This is a genomic window from Amycolatopsis sp. WGS_07 (genome assembly GCF_045278895.1).
GTDB lineage: Bacteria > Actinomycetota > Actinomycetes > Mycobacteriales > Pseudonocardiaceae > Amycolatopsis.
The window spans coordinates 4406348-4426736 of sequence record NZ_CP136053.1 but is presented as its reverse complement, the minus strand read 5'-3'; the positions used below and the strand labels follow the sequence as shown (position 1 = coordinate 4426736).

Here is a 20389-nt window from a genome sequence, read left to right as displayed (position 1 = left end):
TCAGTTCAACTCCGTGTCGATGAACCGGAAGATTTCCTCGTCGGACGCCGCCCCGAGCCGGTCCGCCACCGGTTCGTCCTCGGCCTCCGGGGTCAGCTCGGCGACGAGTGCCGCCAGCCGTTCCCGGACGCGGCGGCGAGTGTCCGCATTGGACTCCGCGGTCAACATCCCGTGCAGCCGGTCGAGTTCCGCGTCCACCGAACCCGCCGGCCCGCTGGGTGATTGCGCCGCTGACAGCTGGGCGTGCAGATGCCGGGCGAGGTCGACGGGGGTCGGATAGTCGAAGACGACGGTGGCTGCGAGCCGGATCCCGGTGGCCGCGCCGAGCCGGTTCCGGAGGTCGACCGCGGCGAGCGAGTCGAAACCGAGTTCGCGGAAGGCCCGTCCGGCCGGCAAGGTCGCCGGGTCCGGATGGGACAGTACGGCCGCGACGGCGCCACGGACCAGTTCGGTCAGCTCGTGCAGCTGGTCCTCTTCGGACAGTCCGGCGAGCTTGGCCAGGAGCGTCGGCTCAGCCGCGTCGTCGTTCTCCGGTGCCGTTTCCAGCTCCTCGAAGAGCGCACTCGGGCGGACTGCGGTAAAGGCGGGCAGGAACCGAGCCCAGTCGATATCCGCGAGGACGATGGTGGGATCGCCGTTGGCCACCGCGTCGGCCATGGCGGGCAGGGCGCGTTCGGCGGGCAGGGCGAACACGCCGCGTCGGCGGAGTTGTTCCCGGCGGTCACGTTCGGTTTCCTCGTCATCCGCGCCTAGTCCGGCATCGGCCCAGGGACCCCAGGCGACCGACGTCGCGGGCAACCCCTGCGCACGCCGGTGCTCAGCCAACGCGTCCAGGAAGGCGTTGGCCGCCCCAAACGCACCCTGTTCGGCCGCACCCCACACCCCCGAAACCGATGAATAGAGCACGAACGCGTCCACATCGGACACCAGTTCGTGCAGGTTGATCGCGCCGAGCACCTTCGTCCGCACGGCGGCGGCAAGGGCCTCCGGAGAGGTGTCGGCCAGTGCGCCGGAAGTGACTTCGCCAGCTCCGTGCACGACGGCCGTCGGCTGATACTGGGTGAGCACCCGGGACAGCGCTTCCCGGTCGGTCACGTCGCAGACTTCGCGCAGGACCGGCACGCCGAGGTCGTCCGGGAATGGCTGACCTTCGCCGACCAAGACCAGTCGCTCGGCGCCGTTTTCCGCCAGCCAGCGGGCGGTCGCCTCGGTGAACTGTCCTTCGGTGAGCAGCACAGTACCGCGCGGCTGCCAGCGGTCGGCTGTCCGCAATGGAGCCGGGACGAGCCGACGAGCGAGCACAGTGGACTCACGGATCGCCACCTGGTCCTCGTTCCCGTTCAGCACGGCGGGGAGCAAGGCAGGGTCGTCAAGGTCGACTACGCCACCGCGGCGGCGCGGATATTCGAGCGCGGCGGTCCGGGCCACACCCCACACCATGGCTTGCCGGGGTGCGGTGACCTGGTCACCAGCAGCACCCGAGGTGACCAGCCACAGTGGAGTGTCCCCCGCGGTCTTGATCAGCTCGAGGGTGGATTCGAGGCCGCCCTCGCCGAGGGCAAGCAGGGAGACGATGCCGTCCGCCGCACCGATCGGCTCGCCCGGCCGGACGGTGACAACCGACGCGCCAGCGTTCTCCAGCACTTGGGCGTAGTCCTGGTTTTCCTCGCGCGACACCAAGACCCAACGGCCGGTGAGCTGGACGTCGGCGACGGGTTGCGGTCGCCACACCGCCCTATATCGCCAGGAGTCCACATCGGAGCGTTGCTGGCTCTTCCTCCGCCAAGCGGACAATGCGGGCAGCACCGGAGCGAGTGCGTCTTTCTCAACTCCTAGCAACGTGTCCAGCGAGTCGCCCTCGACCGCGGCCCAGAAGCTGGCGTCCTCGGTATCAGCGCTGGTCGCGGGCGCATCGAGCCAATACCGCTGCCGCTGGAAGGCATACGTCGGCGGCTCGGCTGGACGGATCCCGGCGGGGAACGCAGCCGCCCATTCGACCTTGACGCCCTGCACGTAGGCCTCGGCCAGCGATTGGTGGAACCGGCCGAGCCCGCCGTCGTCGCGGCGGAGCGAGCCGGCCGTGATCGCGTCCGGCACGCTTTCGGCGATCGTCGGCACCAGCACCGGATGCGGGCTGACCTCGATGAACGTCCGGTACCCAGCCGCGTAAAGCGCGCGCACCGACTGGTCGAATTGGACAGTCTGGCGGAGGTTCCGGTACCAGTACCCGGAGTCGAGGCCGTCCGTGTCGAGCCAGTCGCCGGTGACCGTCGAATAGAACGGGACCGCGGCCGGTCCGGCGGTGCTTCCGGCGAGTTCCGCGGCGAGCTGGTCCTGAATGGACTCCACCTGGGTGGAATGCGAGGCGTAGTCCACCGCGATCCGGCGCGCCCGGATATCGCGGGATTCGCACACCTCCAGGAGCTTGTCGACGGCGGCCGGGCTGCCCGAGACCACTGTGGACGACGGGCCGTTGACCGCCGCCACTTCGAGGTCCACGAGCAGGTCGGTCAAGTCGTCGACCGGCAGCGCGACCGAGACCATGCCGCCTTGTCCGGCCAGTACCTGACGAATCAGTCGACTCCGCAACGCAACTACCCGAGCACTGTCCGTTAAGGACAATGCTCCGGCGACGCACGCGGCGGCGATCTCCCCTTGGCTGTGACCGACAACGGCGGCCGGCTCGACGCCGTAGGAACGCCACAGCTCGGCCAACGAGACCATCACCGCCCACGACACCGGCTGCACGACGTCGACCCGCTCCAGCAGCGCGCTGTCGGTCAGCGCGTCGTCCAGCGACCAGTCCACGAACTCGCTGAGCGCGGCGGCGCACTCCGCCAGCCGGGTCGCGAACACTTCCGAGTCCGCCGCCAGCTCGCGCGCCATCCCGACCCACTGCGAGCCCTGCCCCGGGAAGACGAATGCCACCTGGCCGGCCGCACGGACCGTTCCCTCAACCAGCCCGGCAGTCGGATTTCCGCTGGTCAGCGCTTCGAGGCCAGCGGCGAGACCGGCCCGGTCACCCGCGAGCAGGACCGCGCGGTTCTCAAACGCGGCCCGGGCTGTGGCCAGCGTGTAGGCGGCGCCCGACCAGTCGGCGTCTTCGTCGAGCCAGCTACGCAGGCGTGCTGCCTGAGCGCGCAACGCGGGCTCGCCCCGGCCGGACAGCACCACGGGCACCGGGCGTTCCGGCTGCTCCGGCAGTTCAGCGACCGGCGGCTGCTCCACGATCACGTGCGCGTTCGTGCCGCTGATGCCGAACGACGACACCGCCGCCCGGCGCGGACGATCCGCCTGCGGCCACTCCACTGGCTCGGTGAGCAGCCGGACCGCCCCGCTCTCCCAGTCCACATGAGACGTCGGCTCGTCCACGTGCAGCGTCCGGGGCAGAAGGCCGTCGCGCATCGCCAGCACTATCTTGATCACGCCCGCGACGCCGGCAGCGGCCTGAGTGTGGCCGATGTTCGACTTGATCGAACCCAGCCACAGTGGACGGTCCCGGTCCTGCCCGTAAGTCGCGAGCAACGCCTGCGCCTCGATCGGGTCGCCGAGCGCGGTGCCGGTGCCGTGCGCTTCCACCGCATCGATGTCCTGAGTGGACAAACCAGCCGACTGCAACGCGGTCCGGATGACGCGTTCCTGCGACGGGCCGTTCGGTGCGGTCAGGCCGTTGGACGCGCCGTCCTGGTTCACCGCCGAGCCGCGCATGACGCCGAGGATCCGGCGGCCATTGCGTTTGGCGTCCGATAGGCGTTCCAGCAACAGGATTCCCGCGCCCTCACCCCACACCGTCCCATCCGCCGCTGACGAGAACGCCTTGCACCGGCCGTCGGGGGCGAGGCCGCGTTGGCGGCTGAACTCGGTGAACAACCCGGGCGTCGCGAGCACGGTGACACCACCAGCCAACGCGAGCGTGCATTCCCCGGCCCGTAGCGACTGTGCCGCCAAGTGCATTGCCACCAACGACGACGAGCACGCAGTGTCCACAGTGACCGCTGGGCCTTCGAGACCGAACGAATACGAAACACGTCCCGACGCCACACTTCCGGCGGTACCAGCGCCGAGGTAGCCCTCCGCTTCCTCCGGCAGGACTGGCATCCGGCTGGCGTAGTCGTGGTGCATGACGCCCGCGAACACTCCGGTCCGGCTGCCGCGGACGGACGTCGGATCGATCCCGGCGCGTTCGAAGGCTTCCCAGGACACTTCCAGCAGCAACCGCTGTTGGGGGTCCATGGCGACCGCTTCGCGGGGGCTGATTCCGAAGAACTCCGCGTCGAACTTCGCCGCGTCCGCGAGGAAACCGCCCTCGGTGACGTAGCTGGTGCCGGGGTGGTCCGGGTCGGGGTGATAGAGCCGGTCGAGGTCCCACCCGCGGTCGGTCGGGAAGGCCGAGATGCCGTTCCCATCGTGGGAGACCAGGTGCCACAAGTCTTCCGGGGTCTCGACGCCGCCGGGATACCTGCAGGCCATGCCGACGATCGCGATCGGTTCGTCCGACGGCGCGGTCACCACCGTGCGCCGGGTGGTGGCCTGCTCGGTCATCTTCGACAGCAGATAGTCCACAACGGACTCTGTGGTCGGATGGTCGAACACCAGCGTCGTCGGCAGCCGCAGTCCGCTCACTGTGGACAGTCGGTTGCGCAGTTCGACCGAGGTCAGCGAGTCGAAGCCGAGATCGTTGAACGCCCGGTGCTCATCGACGGGTTCGTCGTGACCGAGCGTCGCGGCGACCGCGGAGCGGACCGTGTTCAGCAGCAATCGCCGACGGCCCGCTTCGTCCAGCGCAGCCAATTCGGCTCCCAGACCGGACGCACTGACCACAGTGGACTTCGCGGGGACGCGCACCAGGCTGCGCAGCAGCGCCGGGTTCTCCCCCGCCCGGGCGCGTTCGCGCAGCGCGGGGAAGTTCAGCCGGAGCGGCACCGAAAGCGGCGGTCCGGCGACCGCGGCATCGAACAGGCGCAGACCTTCCTCCGGCGTGAGCGGGGTCAAGCCGAGGCGTTCGATCCGGCGTCGGGAAGCCTCGTCCAACGCGCCGGCCATGCCCGATGCCCACGGCCCCCAGGCCAGCGACACCGCGGAAAGCCCGTCGGCGACGCGGCGGTGGGCGATCGCGTCGAGGAACGCGTTGGCCGCCGCGTAGTTCCCCTGGCCGGGGCTGCCCAGGATGCCAGCCGCCGACGAGAACAGCACGAAGCGCGGCACGTCCGGAGTCAGCTCGTGGAGGTTCCAGGCGGCGGTGGCCTTGGCCCGGAAGACCTGCTCGAGGCGTTCCGGCGTCAGGGATTCCACGACGCCGTCGTCCAGCACACCGGCCGCGTGGATGACCGCGCCCAGGTTGTCGATCGAGGCGAGTAACGCCGCCGTGTCCTCACGATCAGCCACATCACAGGCTTCAATGTGGACGGTCGCGCCGAGCTTCGAGAGTTCGGCTTCGAGTTCCGCCGCTCCGGTTGCCGCCCGGCCGCGACGGCTGACGAGCACCAGATCGCGCACGCCGTGTTCGGTGACCAGGTGACGGGCCAGCAGCGAACCGAGGCCGCCCGTTCCGCCGGTGATCAGGACGGCTCCGGTCCACTCGCCGTCCACAGTGGAGTTGGTGCGAACCAGGCGCGGGACGAAGGCTTTGCCGTCCCGCAAGGAGATCTGCGGTTCGCCCGAAGCCAGTGCGCCAGCGAGGTCCGGCGAGTCGGTGTCGGCGTCCACCAGGACGAACCGGCCGGGGTTCTCCGCCTGGGCGGAGCGGACCAAACCGTGCACCGCCGCAGCCGCCGGGTCCTCGGTGGCGTTCTTCGTGAGCACAACCAACCGGGACTGCTCGTCCTCCAGCGAGTTCTGAAGAATCGGCAGCACCCGATGCAGCTCGGCCAGCGCGTCCTCAGCCGAACTCCGGAGCACCGTGAACTCCGAGGTGTCGTCGGCGGCGGGAAGTTCGATCGGCTGCCAGTCCACTGTGAACAGTGCGTCGTCGACCTGCTGGTCGAGTGCGACCGGTCGCAGTGCCAGCGAGTCCACCGACAGTACTGGGCGGCCGTGCTGGTCGGCCGCCGTGACCGAATAGCCGCCAGGGACCGGGCTCAGTCGAACCTGCAGCGCGCGAGCGCCCGTCGCGTGCAGGGTCACACCGCTCCAGGAGAACGGAAGCGACGCGGTGCCCGATTCATCACGCGCAGCCAAGGCGTGCAGGGCTGCGTCAAGCAACGCTGGGTGCAGACCAAAGGCTTCCGGCTCGGTTTCGTCCGGGACAGTGACCAATGCAAGGAGGTCGCCGTCCGGAAGCCAGACCTGCCGCAGGCCGCGGAACACTGGGCCGTAGTCGAGGCCGCGGTCCGCCATCGTCGCGTAGAGGTCGTCTATGTCTACTTCGGACTCGCCGTCTGGAAGCACCGGCCATTCCGCCTCGACCGGCTCAGCGGGAGCCAGGACCCCGCGCGCATGCCGGGTCCACGGCAGTGCCGGGTCCGATCGCGAGTAGCAGCTCAGCTCACGACGGCCAGACTCGTCCGGTTCGCCCGCCACCAGCTGGACGGTCACGCTGCCGTCCGCCGGAAGCACCATCGGCGTGTCCAGAATCAGCTCGGCGACCGTCCCGCACCCCAGCTCGGCACCGGCACGAAGGGCCAGTTCCAGCAGCGAAGTCCCGGACAGCACGACCTGGCCGGAGACCACGTGGTCGGCCAGCCACGGCTGCGCGGAGACCGAAAGCCGCCCCGTGAAGATTGCGCGGTCGCCGTCCGCCAGTGCGACGCTCGCACCGAGCAGCGGGTGCTCGATCGGGGCGAGGCCAGCGGCGGCCGCGTCCCGTTCCGGAGTGGCGAGCCAGAAGTGCCGGTGCTGGAAGGCATACGTCGGCAGGTCCACCACCGCGGCTTCGCGGCCGGCGAACACCGCAGTCCACTCCGGAGAGAAGCCGTGCACGTGGAGCCGGGCCACGGTATCCAGGAGCGCGGGAACTTCCGGACGGTCCTTGCGCATCGACGGAACCAGCAACGCGTCCATCGGATCCGGCAGACAGTCCACAGTGGTCGCAGTTAGGACGCTCGCTGGGCCGACCTCCACAAAGGCCGTTACGCCCAGCTCAGCCAAACACCGCACCGCGGGGAAGAACCGGACGCCCTGCCGCAAATGCCGCACCCAGTAGTCTGGAGTGCGCATTTCGTCCGGAGTAACCAGTTGCCCGGTGACCGTCGAGACGATCGGGATCGCCGGTTCGCCGAAAGTCACCGCGGCGACGGCCTCCCGGAATTCCCCGAGAATCTCGTCCATTTGCGGAGAATGCGCCGCGACGCTGACTTCAAGCCGACGCGTCCGACGGCCCCGTTCGCGCCATTGCGCGGCGATCTCCGTGACGACGGAATCGTCCCCGGACAACACCAGCGACGTCGGCCCGTTGACCGCGGCAATTCCGACCTCGTGGTCGCGGCCCGCGAGCGTCGGAGCCATTTCGTCTTCGGTGGCCTCGATGGCGAACATCGCGCCGTTCCCGGACGTCTGGTCCATCAACCGGGCCCGCGCGCCGACCACCGCGGCAGCGTCGGCCAGGCTCAACACACCTGACACATGCGCGCACGCCAGCTCGCCCGCCGAGTGTCCGGCGAGGAAGTCCGGGCGCAGACCCCAGTGTTCGAGCAGCCGGTACAGCGCAATTTCGGTGGCAAACAACGCGGCCTGGGTATAGCCAGTCCGTTCCAGCAAGGCCGCCTCGGGCGTGCCTTCCTCGGCGAATACGATCTGGCGAATGCCTCGCGGGAGGTGCGGGTCCAGTGCTCGGCAAGCCTCGTCGAAAGCGGCCGCGAACACCGGGAACTCCGCGCTGAGTTCGCGTCCCGCTCCGAGCCGTTGTGATCCCTGACCGGAGAAAGTGAAGGCGAGCTTCCCGGCCTCTGCCCGCCCGGTCACGACATTCGGCGCGTCGATCCCCTCGGCGAGCGCCGCGAGACCGGCACGGAAATCGTCGAGCACCGCCGCTCGATACGGATGCGCCGTTCGCGTCGTGGCGAGCGCGCGGGCAAGGTCCGGTTCGTCCACAACAGACAGCAGACGGGCGGCCTGATCGGCGAGCGAGAGCGGAGACCGCGCGGAAAGCACCAGCGGTGCAACGAGCGGTTTGCCAGAGGGCACCGTCGCGGCCGGGGCTTGCTCGAGAATAATGTGCGCGTTGGTTCCGCTGACGCCGAACGACGAGACGGCGGACCGGCGTGGACGATCCGTCTCCGGCCAGTCTGTCGGTTCGGTCAGCAGTTGCACCGCACCGGAACGCCAATCGACGTGCGGCGACGGTTCATCGACGTGCAGGGTGCGCGGCAGCACGCCGTCCCGCATCGCCAGCACCATTTTGATCACGCCGGCAACGCCCGACGCCGCCTGGGTGTGGCCGATGTTGGACTTCACCGAGCCGAGCCACAGTGGACGGTCGCGGTCCCGGCCGTAGGTCGCGAGCAATGCCCCGGCCTCGATCGGGTCGCCCAGTGACGTTCCCGTGCCGTGCCCTTCCACCGCGTCGATGTCCGTTGTGGACAGACCAGCCGACGCCAATGCCGCGCGGATCACCCGTTCCTGCGAAGGACCGTTCGGCGCGGTCAGGCCGTTGGACGCACCGTCCTGGTTCACTGCCGAGCCGCGCACGACCGCCAAGACGCGGTGACCGTTGCGCTCGGCGTCGGAAAGCCGTTCCAGCAACAGCATTCCCGCGCCTTCAGCCCACGCTGTGCCGTCGGCGGCGCCAGCGAACGCCTTGCACCGGCCGTCCGGGGCCAGCCCGCGCTGGCGGCTGAACTCGGTGAACAAGCCCGGCGTGGCCATCACGGTCGCGCCGCCGGCCAAGGCCAGATCGCATTCACCGCGGCGGAGAGCGTGCCCAGCGAGGTGCATCGCGACCAGCGACGACGAGCACGCCGTGTCGACTGTCATCGCCGGGCCCTCGAAACCGAAGGTGTAGGACACCCGGCCGGACGCGACGCTCGCCGCGCTGCCGGTCAGCCGGTGGCCTTCGCCGCCGGGGACGGGCTGGTGCAGCATCGGGCCGTAGTCCTGACGCATCGCGCCGACGAACACCCCGGTCTGGCTGCCGCGCACGGACGCCGGATCGATACCAGCGCGTTCCAGCGCCTCCCACGACGTTTCCAGCAACAACCGCTGTTGCGGATCCATCGCACGGGCTTCACGCGGGCTGATGCCGAAGAAGTCCGCGTCGAACTCCGCTGCCGAGGCCAGGAATCCGCCCTGGGTCACATAGCTGGTGCCGGAGCGATCGGGGTCGTCGTCGAACAACGTTTCGAGATTCCAGCCGCGGTCGCGCGGGAATTCGGTGACGCCGTCGCCGTCCTGCAGGAGGAATTGCCAGAATTCTTCAGGTGAGCGCGTATCGCCGGGGAATCGGCAGGCCATGCCGATGATGGCGATCGGCTCGTCGTCGGCAACGGCTTGCTGCACCGGAATGACAGGCTCAGGTTCCGCGGAACGGCCGAGGTGCGCGGCGAGCGCGGCCGGGGTCGGGTAGTCGAACACCAGTGTCGCGGGCAAGGCCATAGTCGTGGCAACGGAGAGCCGGTTGCGCAATTCCACTGCGGACAGTGAGTCGAACCCGAGATCGGTGAACGCGCGCTGCGGGTCGATCGCGGAAGCTCCGGGATACCCGAGAACTGCGGCGACTTCCGCGCAGACGAGTTCCTCGAAATTGTCCACCCGTTGCGGAGCCGGGTCGGCGGTCTTGGCCGCGGCCCGGCGTACCGGGGATTTGATCAAGCCGCGCAAGGTCCAGGGCACCGTTTCCGCGCGTTCCGGGCGGAGCTTCAGCGGGACCAGCACCGGTTCATCGACCGCCATTGCCGCGTCGAGGAGCGCCAATCCTTCCTCGGCCGACAATGCCCCGACACCGGACCGAGCAATACGGGCCAGGTCCGCTTCGGTCAGTTCGCCGGTGAGCGTGCTGCTCGGTGCCCACAGACCCCATGCCAGCGATTGTGCGGGAAGGCCAGCTGCGCGCCGGTGCTGCGCGAGTGCGTCCAAGGCGGCGTTTGCGGCGGCGTAGTTCGCCTGTCCGGGTCCACCTAGGACACCCGTGGCCGACGAGAAAAGGACAAACGCGGCCAGATCCAGGTGCTGAGTGGCGGTATGCAATTGCCACGCCGCATCGATCTTCGGGCGCAGGACCGCGTCGATTCGTTCCGGGGTGAGCGATTCGACCGTTCCGTCGTCGGTGATTCCGGCCGCGTGGAAGACCGCGGTGAGCGGATGGGCCGCCGGGATCTCGCTGAGCACAGTGGACAGTGCGGCCGGATCGGTGACGTCGCAGGCCGCGACGGTGACGGTCGCGCCCAGGTCGGCCAGGTCATCGGCCGTACCGCGACGGCTGAGCAGCAGCAGACGCCGGACACCGTGCTCGGCAACCAGATGGCGCGCGACCAGGCGGCCGAGCGTGCCGGTGCCGCCGGTGATCAGGACGGTGCCGTCCGGGTCGAGCCGCCGGGGCAGGGTCAGCACGACCTTGCCGGTGTGTTTTGCCTGGCTGAGGAACCGGAACGCGTCGCGCGCGCCGGCGACCGGCCAGGTGGTGACCGGCGGCAGCCGCAGCGCTCCCTCCGCGAAAAGCGCGAGCACGTCGGTGAGCATCTGCCGGATCTCGTCCGGTGGGACGCGCATCAGGTCGAACGGCTGATAGCGCAGTTCGGGATACGCGGCCGGGTCGCGCAGGTCGGTCTTGCCCATTTCCAGGAATCGCCCGCCGGGACGCAGCAAGCGCAGCGAGGCGTCGGCGAAATCGCCGGTCAGGGAATTGAGGACGACGTCGGCCTGGCGGAACTTGTCCGCGAATTCAAGGGTGCGGGACGAGGCGATGTGCTCGTCATCGAGGCCGAGTTCGCGCAGAGTGTCCCATTTGCCGGGGCTGGCAGTGCCAAATACCTCTGCGCCGAGGTGCCGGGCGAGCTGCACCGCCGCGACGCCGACGCCGCCCGCCGCGGAATGGATCAGCACCGATTCCCCGGCGGTGACGCCGCCCAGTTTGACCAGGCCAAGGTATGCGGTGAGGTAAGCGATCGGGACGGCCGCGGCCTGCTCGAAGGACCAACTGTCCGGAATGGACGCCACCAGCCGGTGGTCGGCGATGGCGGTCGGGCCGAAGGAACCGCCGAACATCCCGGTCACGCGGTCGCCGACGGCCAGGTCCGGGACGCCGGGTCCGACCTCGGTGACCACGCCCGCGCCTTCGCCGCCGAGCGCGACTTCGTCCGGGTACATGCCGAGAGCGAGCAGGACGTCGCGGAAGTTCACGCCAGCCGCGCGGACGGCGATCCTTACCTGCCCTTCGGCCAGCGGTTCTCCCGCTTCGGGGCACGGGATGAGGGCGAGGTTGTCGAGCGTGCCGCGCTTGGTGACGTCCAGCCGCCAGTGTCCGTCGGGCGGGGTCAGCTCCGGGCGGGCGAGACGAGGCACCCGGACTTCCCCGTCCCGGAACGAGAACTGCGGCTCGCCGGTAGCGAGTGCGGCTCCCAGCAAGGGCGGCGCAACGTCCGAGTCTTCCAATTCCGCGATGACGATTCGTCCGGCGTGCTCGGCCTGTGCTGACCGGAGAAGGCCCCGGACCGCGGCGGCGGCCAGTCCTCCGGCGGTCACCACTACTAGCCGTTGGAACCTTTCCGCGGCCAGGAATTCCTGGACTGTCCGCAGCATTTCGTGAGTGGCCGGGCCGATCTCCGCCGTCTCCGCGCGGACTACTACGGTGTCAAATCCCTCCGGAACCGCTGCGAGATCCACAAAGGACTCGGCAGCCAGGCCGCGCATCGGGGTACCTACGATGGCCCAGCGTCCGTCGATTGAGGACGGTTCCAGCGACAGCGTCTCCCAGTCCATTCGGAACAGTGAGTCCTGGGCCGTCCGCCGGACCGGGGCACCGATCGGCCGCAATGCCAGCGCACCGACCGACGCGACGGGTGCGCCGGTGTCGTCAGCGAGGTCGATCGACACTGAGCCGTTGTTCGGAGTAAGCCGGACGCGCAGCGAACGCGCGCCGGTGGCGTGTATCCGGATGTCCTGCCAGGAGAATGGCAGTTGCGCCGTTTCGCCCGTGAACGCTAGTGCGTGCAGGGAGGCGTCGAGCAGCGCGGGGTGGAGGTCGAAGCGTTGCGCGGCGGGGGTTCCGGTGGGCGCGATGTGGGCGTAGAGGGTGTCACCGTCGCGCCAGGCCGCGCGGAGGTTGCGGAAGGCGGGGCCGTAGCTGAGGCCGGAGTTTTCCAGGCGTTCGTAGAGTCCGTCGAGGTCGAGCGGGGTCGCGTGGGGTGGCCATTCCGCCAGGCCCTCCGCCGCCGGGGCTGGCTGTTCGCTGAGGAGACCGGTCGCGTGCTGGGTCCACTCCTGGTCGGCCGCGGTCTCCGGGCGCGAGTGGATTTCCAGGGTCCAGCGGCCCGGCACGGTGTCCGGGCGCGCCCATACCCGCAGGTCAGCGGCCTCTCCGTCGGGCAGGATCAGCGGGGCGTGCAGGGTCAGCTCGTCGACGGTCGCGCAGCCGGTGTGATTGCCCGCCTGCACGGCCAGCTCGACGAACGCCGCGCCGGGGAACACGACCGCGCCGGAGACCTGGTGGTCGGCCAGCCATGGCTGAGCGGCGACGGACAACCGTCCAGTTAGGAGTGTCCCGGCCGAGCCGGGCAGCGTGACGACCGCGCGCACCAACGGATGTCCGGCGTCGCGCGCACCGGCCGCGGCCAGTTGTCCGCGCCGGGGCTGGGGTTCGAGCCAGAATTGGTCGTGCTGGAACGGATACGTCGGGAGTTCGATCCGGCGGGCACCGGTGCCCGCGAAGACCGCGGCCCAGTCGACGTCGACACCAGCGGAGTGCAGGCGGCCCAGGGCGGTGAGCAGCGTGGCCGGTTCGGGACGGCCCTTGCGCATAGCCGCACCGGCGACGGCCTCAGCAGGCGCGAGCGCGGTCAGGACACCGTCCGGGCCGAGTTCCAAGTACCGCGTGACACCGTAGCCGGCCAGGGTGGTGAGTCCATTGTGGAACTTCACGGCTTCGCGGACGTGCCGTACCCAATAGGACGGTTCGTTCAGTTCGGCACCGATTTCCCCGGTCAGGTTGGAGATCACCGGAATAGCCGGGGCGGCGTAGCCGATGCTCGCGGCGATTTCGCCGAACTCGGCCAACATCGCTGTCATCCGGTGCGAATGGAACGCGTGCGACACCGTCAGCCGCTTCGTCTTGCGCCCCTCGGCTTGCCAAGCCTCCGCGACGCGCAGTACGGCGTCCTCGTCACCGGAGACCACAACCGAGCGCGGACCGTTGACCGCGGCGAGGTCTGTTCCTTCCGCCAAACTCGGGACGATCTCGTCCTCGGTCGCTTCGATCGCCACCATCGCCCCGCCGCGCGGCAACGCTTGCATCAACCGGCCGCGCGCGGCGACCAGTTTCGCGGCGTCTTCAAGGGAAAACACTCCGGCGATGTGCGCGGCCGCGAGTTCTCCGATGGAATGGCCGATCAGGTAGTCCGGCTTCACGCCCCACGAGGAAACCAGCCGGAACAGCGACACTTCGACAGCGAACAGCCCGGCCTGCGTGTACTGCGTCTCGTGCACCAAGTCGCTGTCGCCGAAGATGACGTCCCTTAACGGCTGATCCAGCAACGGGTCCAGATGGGCGCAGATCTCGTCGAAGGCTTCGGCGAAAACACTGAACGTCTCGTACAGTTCCCGGCCCATTCCCGGCCGTTGCGCACCTTGGCCGGAGAACGAGAATGCGAGGCGACCGGTGGTAGCGGGAGTCGAGATCAGGTCGGAGAGGGCAGCCCGGAGTTCTTCCCGGTCAGCGCCGAGCACCACGACACGGTGGTCGAGAGTGGCCCGGGTAGCGGCGAGCGAGTACCCGATGTCCATCGGATCGGCGTCCGCTTCGGCCAGTCGCCGAGCCTGTTCCCGCAGGGCCGCTTCGGTCTTCCCGGAGATCACCCATGGGATAGCCGGAAGTGTCCTCCGTGGACTGTCTTCGACGACGGCTTCCGGTGCTTGCTCGATGATCGTGTGCGCGTTCGTCCCCGAGATGCCGAACGACGAGACCGCCGCACGACGCGGGTGCCCGGTTTCCGGCCACGGCCGCGCTTCGGTGAGCAGCTCGACGGCACCGCTGTTCCAGTCGACGTGCGGCGAGGGTTCGTCCACATGCAACGTCTTCGGCAGCGTGCCCGCGCGGATCGCTTGCACCATCTTGATTACGCCCGCGACCCCGGACGCGGCTTGCGTATGCCCGAGGTTCGACTTCAGCGAACCGAGCCACAGTGGACGTTCGCGGCCCTGGCCGTAGGTCGCGAGCAGCGCGCCGGCTTCGATTGGGTCGCCCAGCGCAGTACCGGTGCCGTGCGCTTCCACGACGTCGATTTCAGCCGGGGTCAGCGCGGAGTTCGTGAGGGCCTGGACGATCACGCGTTCCTGCGAGGGACCGTTAGGCGCGGTCAGACCGTTCGACGCACCGTCCTGGTTCACAGCGGAACCGCGAAGGACGGCCAGCACCTGATGCCCGTTGCGCTCGGCGTCAGACAGCCGCTCCAGCACCAGCAGCCCGACGCCCTCCGACCAGCCGGTGCCGTCCGCGCTGGCAGAGAACGACTTGCACCGGCCGTCCGCGGCCAAACCGCCGAGCTTGCTGAATTCCACAAAGGTGCCTGGGTTCGGCATGACCGTGACGCCGCCGGCGAGAGCGAGCGAACACTCCCCCGATCGCAGTGACTGCGCCGCCAAATGCAGTGCCACCAACGAAGACGAGCACGCAGTGTCCACAGTGACCGCTGGGCCTTCGAGCCCGAAGGTGTAGGAAATGCGCCCGGTGAGAATACTGGCCGCGTTGCCATGGCCGACGAAACCAGCAAGCTCCTCCGGAACCGCGTCCATCAAAGTGGCGTAGTCGTAGTACATGACGCCGGAAAACACGCCGGTTTGGCTGCCCCGCACGGAAAGCGGATCAATGCCCGCACGCTCGAACGCCTCCCACGCGACTTCGAGCAACAGCCGCTGTTGCGGGTCCATCGCGAGCGCGGCACGCGGGCTGATACCGAACAGCGTCGGATCGAAGGCACCCGCATCGGCCAGAAAGCCGCCTGCGCCAACGGGAACGTCGCGAGTGTCCCAACCGCGGTCGGCCGGGAATGGCGAGATCGCGTCGCGGCCCTCGGCGACCAAGTTCCACAGATCCTCCGGAGTGGACACTCCGCCCGGGTAGCGGCACGCCATGCCGACGATCGCCAACGGTTCCCGCCGCGCGTTTTCGACCTCACGCAGACGTTGTTGCGCCTGCTGGGCTTCCGCGAGCGCGCGTTTCAGGTATTCGCGGAGCTTGTCCTCACCGGCCATGCCTGTGTGTCCCCCTAGCTCAGTTCGCGCCGAGGCCGTCGACGAGGTCGAACAACTCGTCGTCGCTGGCGGAAGAAAGGTCTTGCTCCCCGGCCGAAGCCGGTTCGGCGCCGGTCCATTTCGCCAGCAGCGCGGACAGGCGCATCGCGATCTTCGGCCGGTCGAGCGCGTCGGCGGTTTCCAGCGCCGCTTCGAGCCGGTCGAACTCCGCGCTGAGCGACGGGTCGACGGTTCCCTCGGCCGACGGCAGGCAGCGGTGCAGGTGCTCGGCGAGCGCGGCCGGCGTCGGGTGGTCGAAAACCACTGTCGGCGGAAGGGAAACGCCGGTGGCTGCACCGAGCCGGTTGCGCAGTTCCACGACGGCCAGCGAATCGAACCCGAGGTCGGCGAACGCGCGGCCGGGGCCGATCGCGTCCGGCGTGCCGTAGCCGAGGACCGTGGCGGCCTCGGCGCGGACCAGGTCGGCGAGCGCCTGCTGACGCTCCATTCCGGACAGTGCCGAGACGTCCAAGCGCACGGATCGCTTCGCAGCCCGCGTTTCTCCGGCCGGAACGAGCCGGCGCAGCATCGCCGGTACCGGCCCGGCCGCTCGCACCGCTGCCGGGTCCAGACCAATCGCGACCGGCGTGGCTTCGCCCGACGCGAGGGCGGCATCGAACAGACCGAGCGCGGTTTCGGTCGACAGCGGGGCCAAACCAGCGCGGCTGATCCGCGCGCGGTCGGCGTCGCTGAGCTTGCCAGTGATGCCGCTGTTCTGTTCCCACAGACCCCAGATGATCGACGTCGCGGGCTGACCGGCTTCCCGCCTGCGCCGGGCGAGCGCGTCGAGCGCCGCGTTGGCGGCGGAGTACGCGCTCTGGCCGGGGTTGCCTAAGGTGCCCGAGGCGGAGGAGAAGAGGACGAAGGCTTCGAGGTCTTCGGTCAGCTCGTCGAGGATCAGCGCGCCTTCGATCTTCGGGCGCGCGACGGCGGCCAATCGGTCGCCAGTGAGCGAGGTGACGACGCCGTCGTCGGTCACTCCGGCCGTGTGGATGACCGCGGTGACCTGGTGTTCCTTCAGCACGCCAGCGACGGCTTCGCGGTCGGTGATGTCGCAGGCGACCACGGTGACGTCAGCGTCCAGGTGCTCGATCTCCCCGCCGCTGCGGCTGAGCAGGACGAGCCGCCGGACGCCGTGCACGTCGACCAGATGCCGGGCGACGAGCTGGCCGAGAGTGCCGGTGCCGCCGGTGATCAGCACAGTTCCGTCTGGGTTCCAGGCGAATAGCTCGTCCGCGGCGGGCAGGCGCACCAGCCGCGGCACGGACACCCGGCCGTCGCGGATCTTGACCTGCGGTTCGTCCAGCTCGGCGAGACCGGCGGGCGGCAGGTCGGTGTCGAGGTCGGCCAGGATGAACTGGCCGGGGTGCTCGGTTTGCACCGACCGGATGAGCCCGGCCACCGCCGCGGCGGCCGGGTCGGTGTCGGCGTTCCGGGTACACACTACGAGCGGAGTGGTTCGCGGTTCGGCCACCCAGTCCTGCACCTTGGTGAGCACTTCAGCCGCAGTGGTCCCAGGAGCGAGCACGGCTTGCTCGCTGGCCGTTTCCGCGAAGGGCACGTCGAACCACTCGACGCCGAACAGCGACTCGTGGCTGCCGAGCTGCCCGGCGGACACCGGACGGACGGCAAGCGAGGCGATCGACAGCACCGGCGCGCCGTGGACGTCGGTCATCTCGACCGCCACGGTGTCCGTTCCGGTCTCGGTCAGCCGTACCCGCACGGACGACGCTCCGCTCGCGTGCAGGGTCAGCCCGCGCCAGGCGAACGGCAGCACCAGCCGGGACCCGAAGAAGTGCCGGACCGCGTGCAGGGCGGAGTCCAGCAACGCTGGATGGATGCCGTACCGCTCCGCGTCCGCCTGGTCGGTGAGGTCGATCTCGGCGAAGATCTCGGTGCCGGAGCGCCAGGCGGCCCGCAGTCCTTGGAAGGACGGCCCGTAGCCGAGGCCTACCCCAGCGAGGTCCGCGTAGGTGGCGGAGACGTCGATCGGTGCGCCGTCCGTAGACCACGACACCTGCAGTGGTTTGGTTTCCCTAGGCGACACGGCGGCCCGCGCGTGACAGGTCCAGTCGCCGCTGAAGGGGCGAGCGTGGACGGTCAGCTCGCAACGGCCGGCCTCGTCGGGTTCGCCGACCTTCAGTTGCAGCTCCGCCGGACCGTCGAGAACGAGCGGCGTCTCGAGGATCAGCTCCTCGACCGTCGCACAGCCCGCTTTGGCAGCAGCGTGCAGAGCCAGCTCGGCGATCGCGCTGCCGGGGACGACAGTCGAGCCCAGCACGACGTGCTCAGCGAGCCACGGCTGATCGGCAGTCGACAGCCGGCCGGTCAGCAGCAGGCCGCCCTCGGCCACCTCCACCGTCTCACCAAACAGGGGGTGACCAGCACTGATGCCGTCCAGCCAGTAACGGTCGCGCTGGAATGAATAAGTCGGCAAGTCGACAAGATTGGCTTCGAACGAGCGCCACGACGGCGGGGTGCCGTGCAGGTACAGCTGCGCGGCGGCGGTCGTGATGGTGCGGGCCTCGGGCTGGTCACGGCGCATCATCGGCAGGAAGGCCGCCTCGCTCAGGCATTCCGTGCCTGCAGCGGAGAGCGCGCGGTCGGGGCCGAGTTCGAGGAAGGTCCGAGCGTCCACAGTGGTGTTCGCCTTGCGGACCGCGTCGGCGAATCGCACCGTGTCGGCGATGTTGCGCACCCAATAGTCCGGCGTCGCGGGATCCGCGCTGGAGATGAACGGGATGCGCGGACGGCGATACTCCACCGACTCGGCGACCTGACGGAATTCCTCGAGGATCGGCTGCATCCGCGGCGAGTGGAAAGCGTGGCTGACTCGCAGCCGCCGGGTCCGATGTCCTTCCGCGGCAAGGGTTTCCGCAAGCTTCTCGACCGCGTCCTCGTCACCGGAGAGCACCACCGATTCCGGACCGTTGACGGCTGCCAGCGCCACCTCCGGAGTGAGCCGCGGCCGCACCGCGTCTTCCGAAGCCGACACCGCGACCATCGCGCCGCCCTCAGGCAGCGCGTCCATCAACCGGCCGCGCGCGGCCACGAGCCGCGCCGCGTCCGCCAGCGAGAAGATGCCCGCCGCGCAAGCCGCGGTGATCTCGCCGACGGAATGTCCGAGCACGCAGGCGGGTTCGATCCCCCACGACTGCACCAGCCGCCACAGTCCTATGCCGACTGCGAACAGTCCACTTTGGGCGTACTGGGTCCGCTCCACCAGCTTTTCGTCGTTGCCCCACAGTACTTCGCGCAGCTCTTGTCCGACCGCTGCGCACGCTTCGTCGAAGGCTTCCGCGAAGACCGGGAAACGGTCGTAGGCCTCCCGGCCCATGCCCAGCCGCTGCGACCCCTGGCCCGGGAACATGCAGGCGACTCCCCCGGGCGTGCGGCTCGCGGTGCCGTGGCGGACACCCGGAACGTCTCGGCCGGCCACGAGGGCGTCGAGTTTGTCCAGCAGATCGGCGCGGTCGTCGGCGATCACGAAGCCTCGGTCCGGCAGGGCCGCGCGGGTCACCGCCGAGGAATAGCCGACGTCGGCGAGGTCTACCTCCGGATGCGTAGCCGCGTAGTCGCGCAACTGTGCGGCCTGCGCCTGCATCGCCGCCCTGCCACGGCCAGAGACCACCACGGGAACCGGCCCGGTGGAGGTTCGGGTCGGGACCTCGGCCGGAGGGGCTTGTTCCAGGATCACGTGCGCATTCGTGCCGCTGATCCCGAACGACGACACCCCGGCCCGTCGCGGACGGTCCGCCTCCGGCCATGCCATCGACTCAGCCAGCAGCCGGACCGAGCCGCTCTCCCAGTCCACACGCGACGAAGGGTTGTCCACATGCAACGTCTTCGGCAGCGAACCATTGCGGATCGCCTGCACCATCTTGATCACGCCCGCTACGCCGGAAGCCGCGAGCGTGTGGCCGATGTTGGACTTCAGCGCGCCCAGCCACAGTGGACGGTCGCGGTCCTGCCCGTACGTCGCCAGGAGTGCTTGTGCCTCGATCGGATCGCCGAGCGCCGTTCCCGTGCCATGTGCCTCGACTGCGTCGATGTCCTGTGTGGACAACCCGGCAGCGGCCAGCGCTGCCCGGATGACGCGTTCCTGCGACGGGCCGTTCGGCGCGGTCAGGCCGTTGGAAGCACCGTCCTGATTGACCGCCGAGCCGCGCACGACGGCCAGCACACGGTGTCCGTTGCGTTCGGCATCCGAAAGCCGTTCCAGCACCAGCAGACCGACGCCCTCGGCCATGCCCATCCCGTTCGCACCAGCGGAGAACGCCTTGCACCGGCCGTCCGGTGCGAGCACTCGCTGCCGGCTGAACTCCACGAAGGTGCCGGGGTTCGCGAGCACCGTCACCCCACCGGCCAGCGCGAGCGTGCATTCCCCGGCGCGCAACGACTGCGTCGCCAAATGCAGCGCGACCAACGAAGTCGAGCAGGCAGTGTCCACAGTGACCGCTGGACCCTCGAAGCCGAAACTGTACGAGACGCGTCCAGAAGCGACACTCGGCACGACACCGGTGACCAGATTGCCTTCCACCCGCTGCGGCGCGACGGCCAGGCCTGGCCCGTACTCCTGGTAGTTCTGCCCGACGAACACCCCGGTCCGGCTGCCCCGCAGGGACAACGGGTCGATCCGGCCGTGCTCCAGGGATTCCCACGCGGTTTCCAGCAGAAGCCGTTGCTGCGGGTCCATCGCCAGCGCCTCGCGCGGGCTGATCCCGAACAGCCCGGCGTCGAACACACCGGGATCGTCGAGAAAGCCGCCCGCCCGGACGTACGACCGGCCAGAACGCGCCGGATCGGGGTCGTGCAAGGCTTCGACGTCCCAGCCGCGGTCCGCCGGGAACGGCGAAATCGCGTCGCGGCCGTCGGCCACCAGCTGCCACAGGTCCTCGGGCGAGCGCACGCCGCCGGGGTAACGGCAGGCCATCCCGACGATCGCGATCGGCTCGCGCCGTGCCTCCTCCAGGTCCCGCACGCGCTGCTTCGCCTTGCGAAGGTCGGCTGTCAC

Annotated in this window: 2 protein-coding genes; both read right to left on the bottom strand. The window is 69.4% G+C overall.

The features are described 5' to 3' along the window. On the bottom strand, positions 1 to 15336 hold the full coding sequence (locus tag RPX00_RS21050) for a type I polyketide synthase (protein ID WP_406641701.1): 15336 nt from the start codon (positions 15334 to 15336) through the stop codon (positions 1 to 3). Between the two features lie 19 nt (positions 15337 to 15355). After that, positions 15356 to 20389, bottom strand: a complete 5034-nt coding sequence (locus tag RPX00_RS21045; RefSeq protein ID WP_406643031.1) for an SDR family NAD(P)-dependent oxidoreductase — start codon at positions 20387 to 20389, stop codon at positions 15356 to 15358.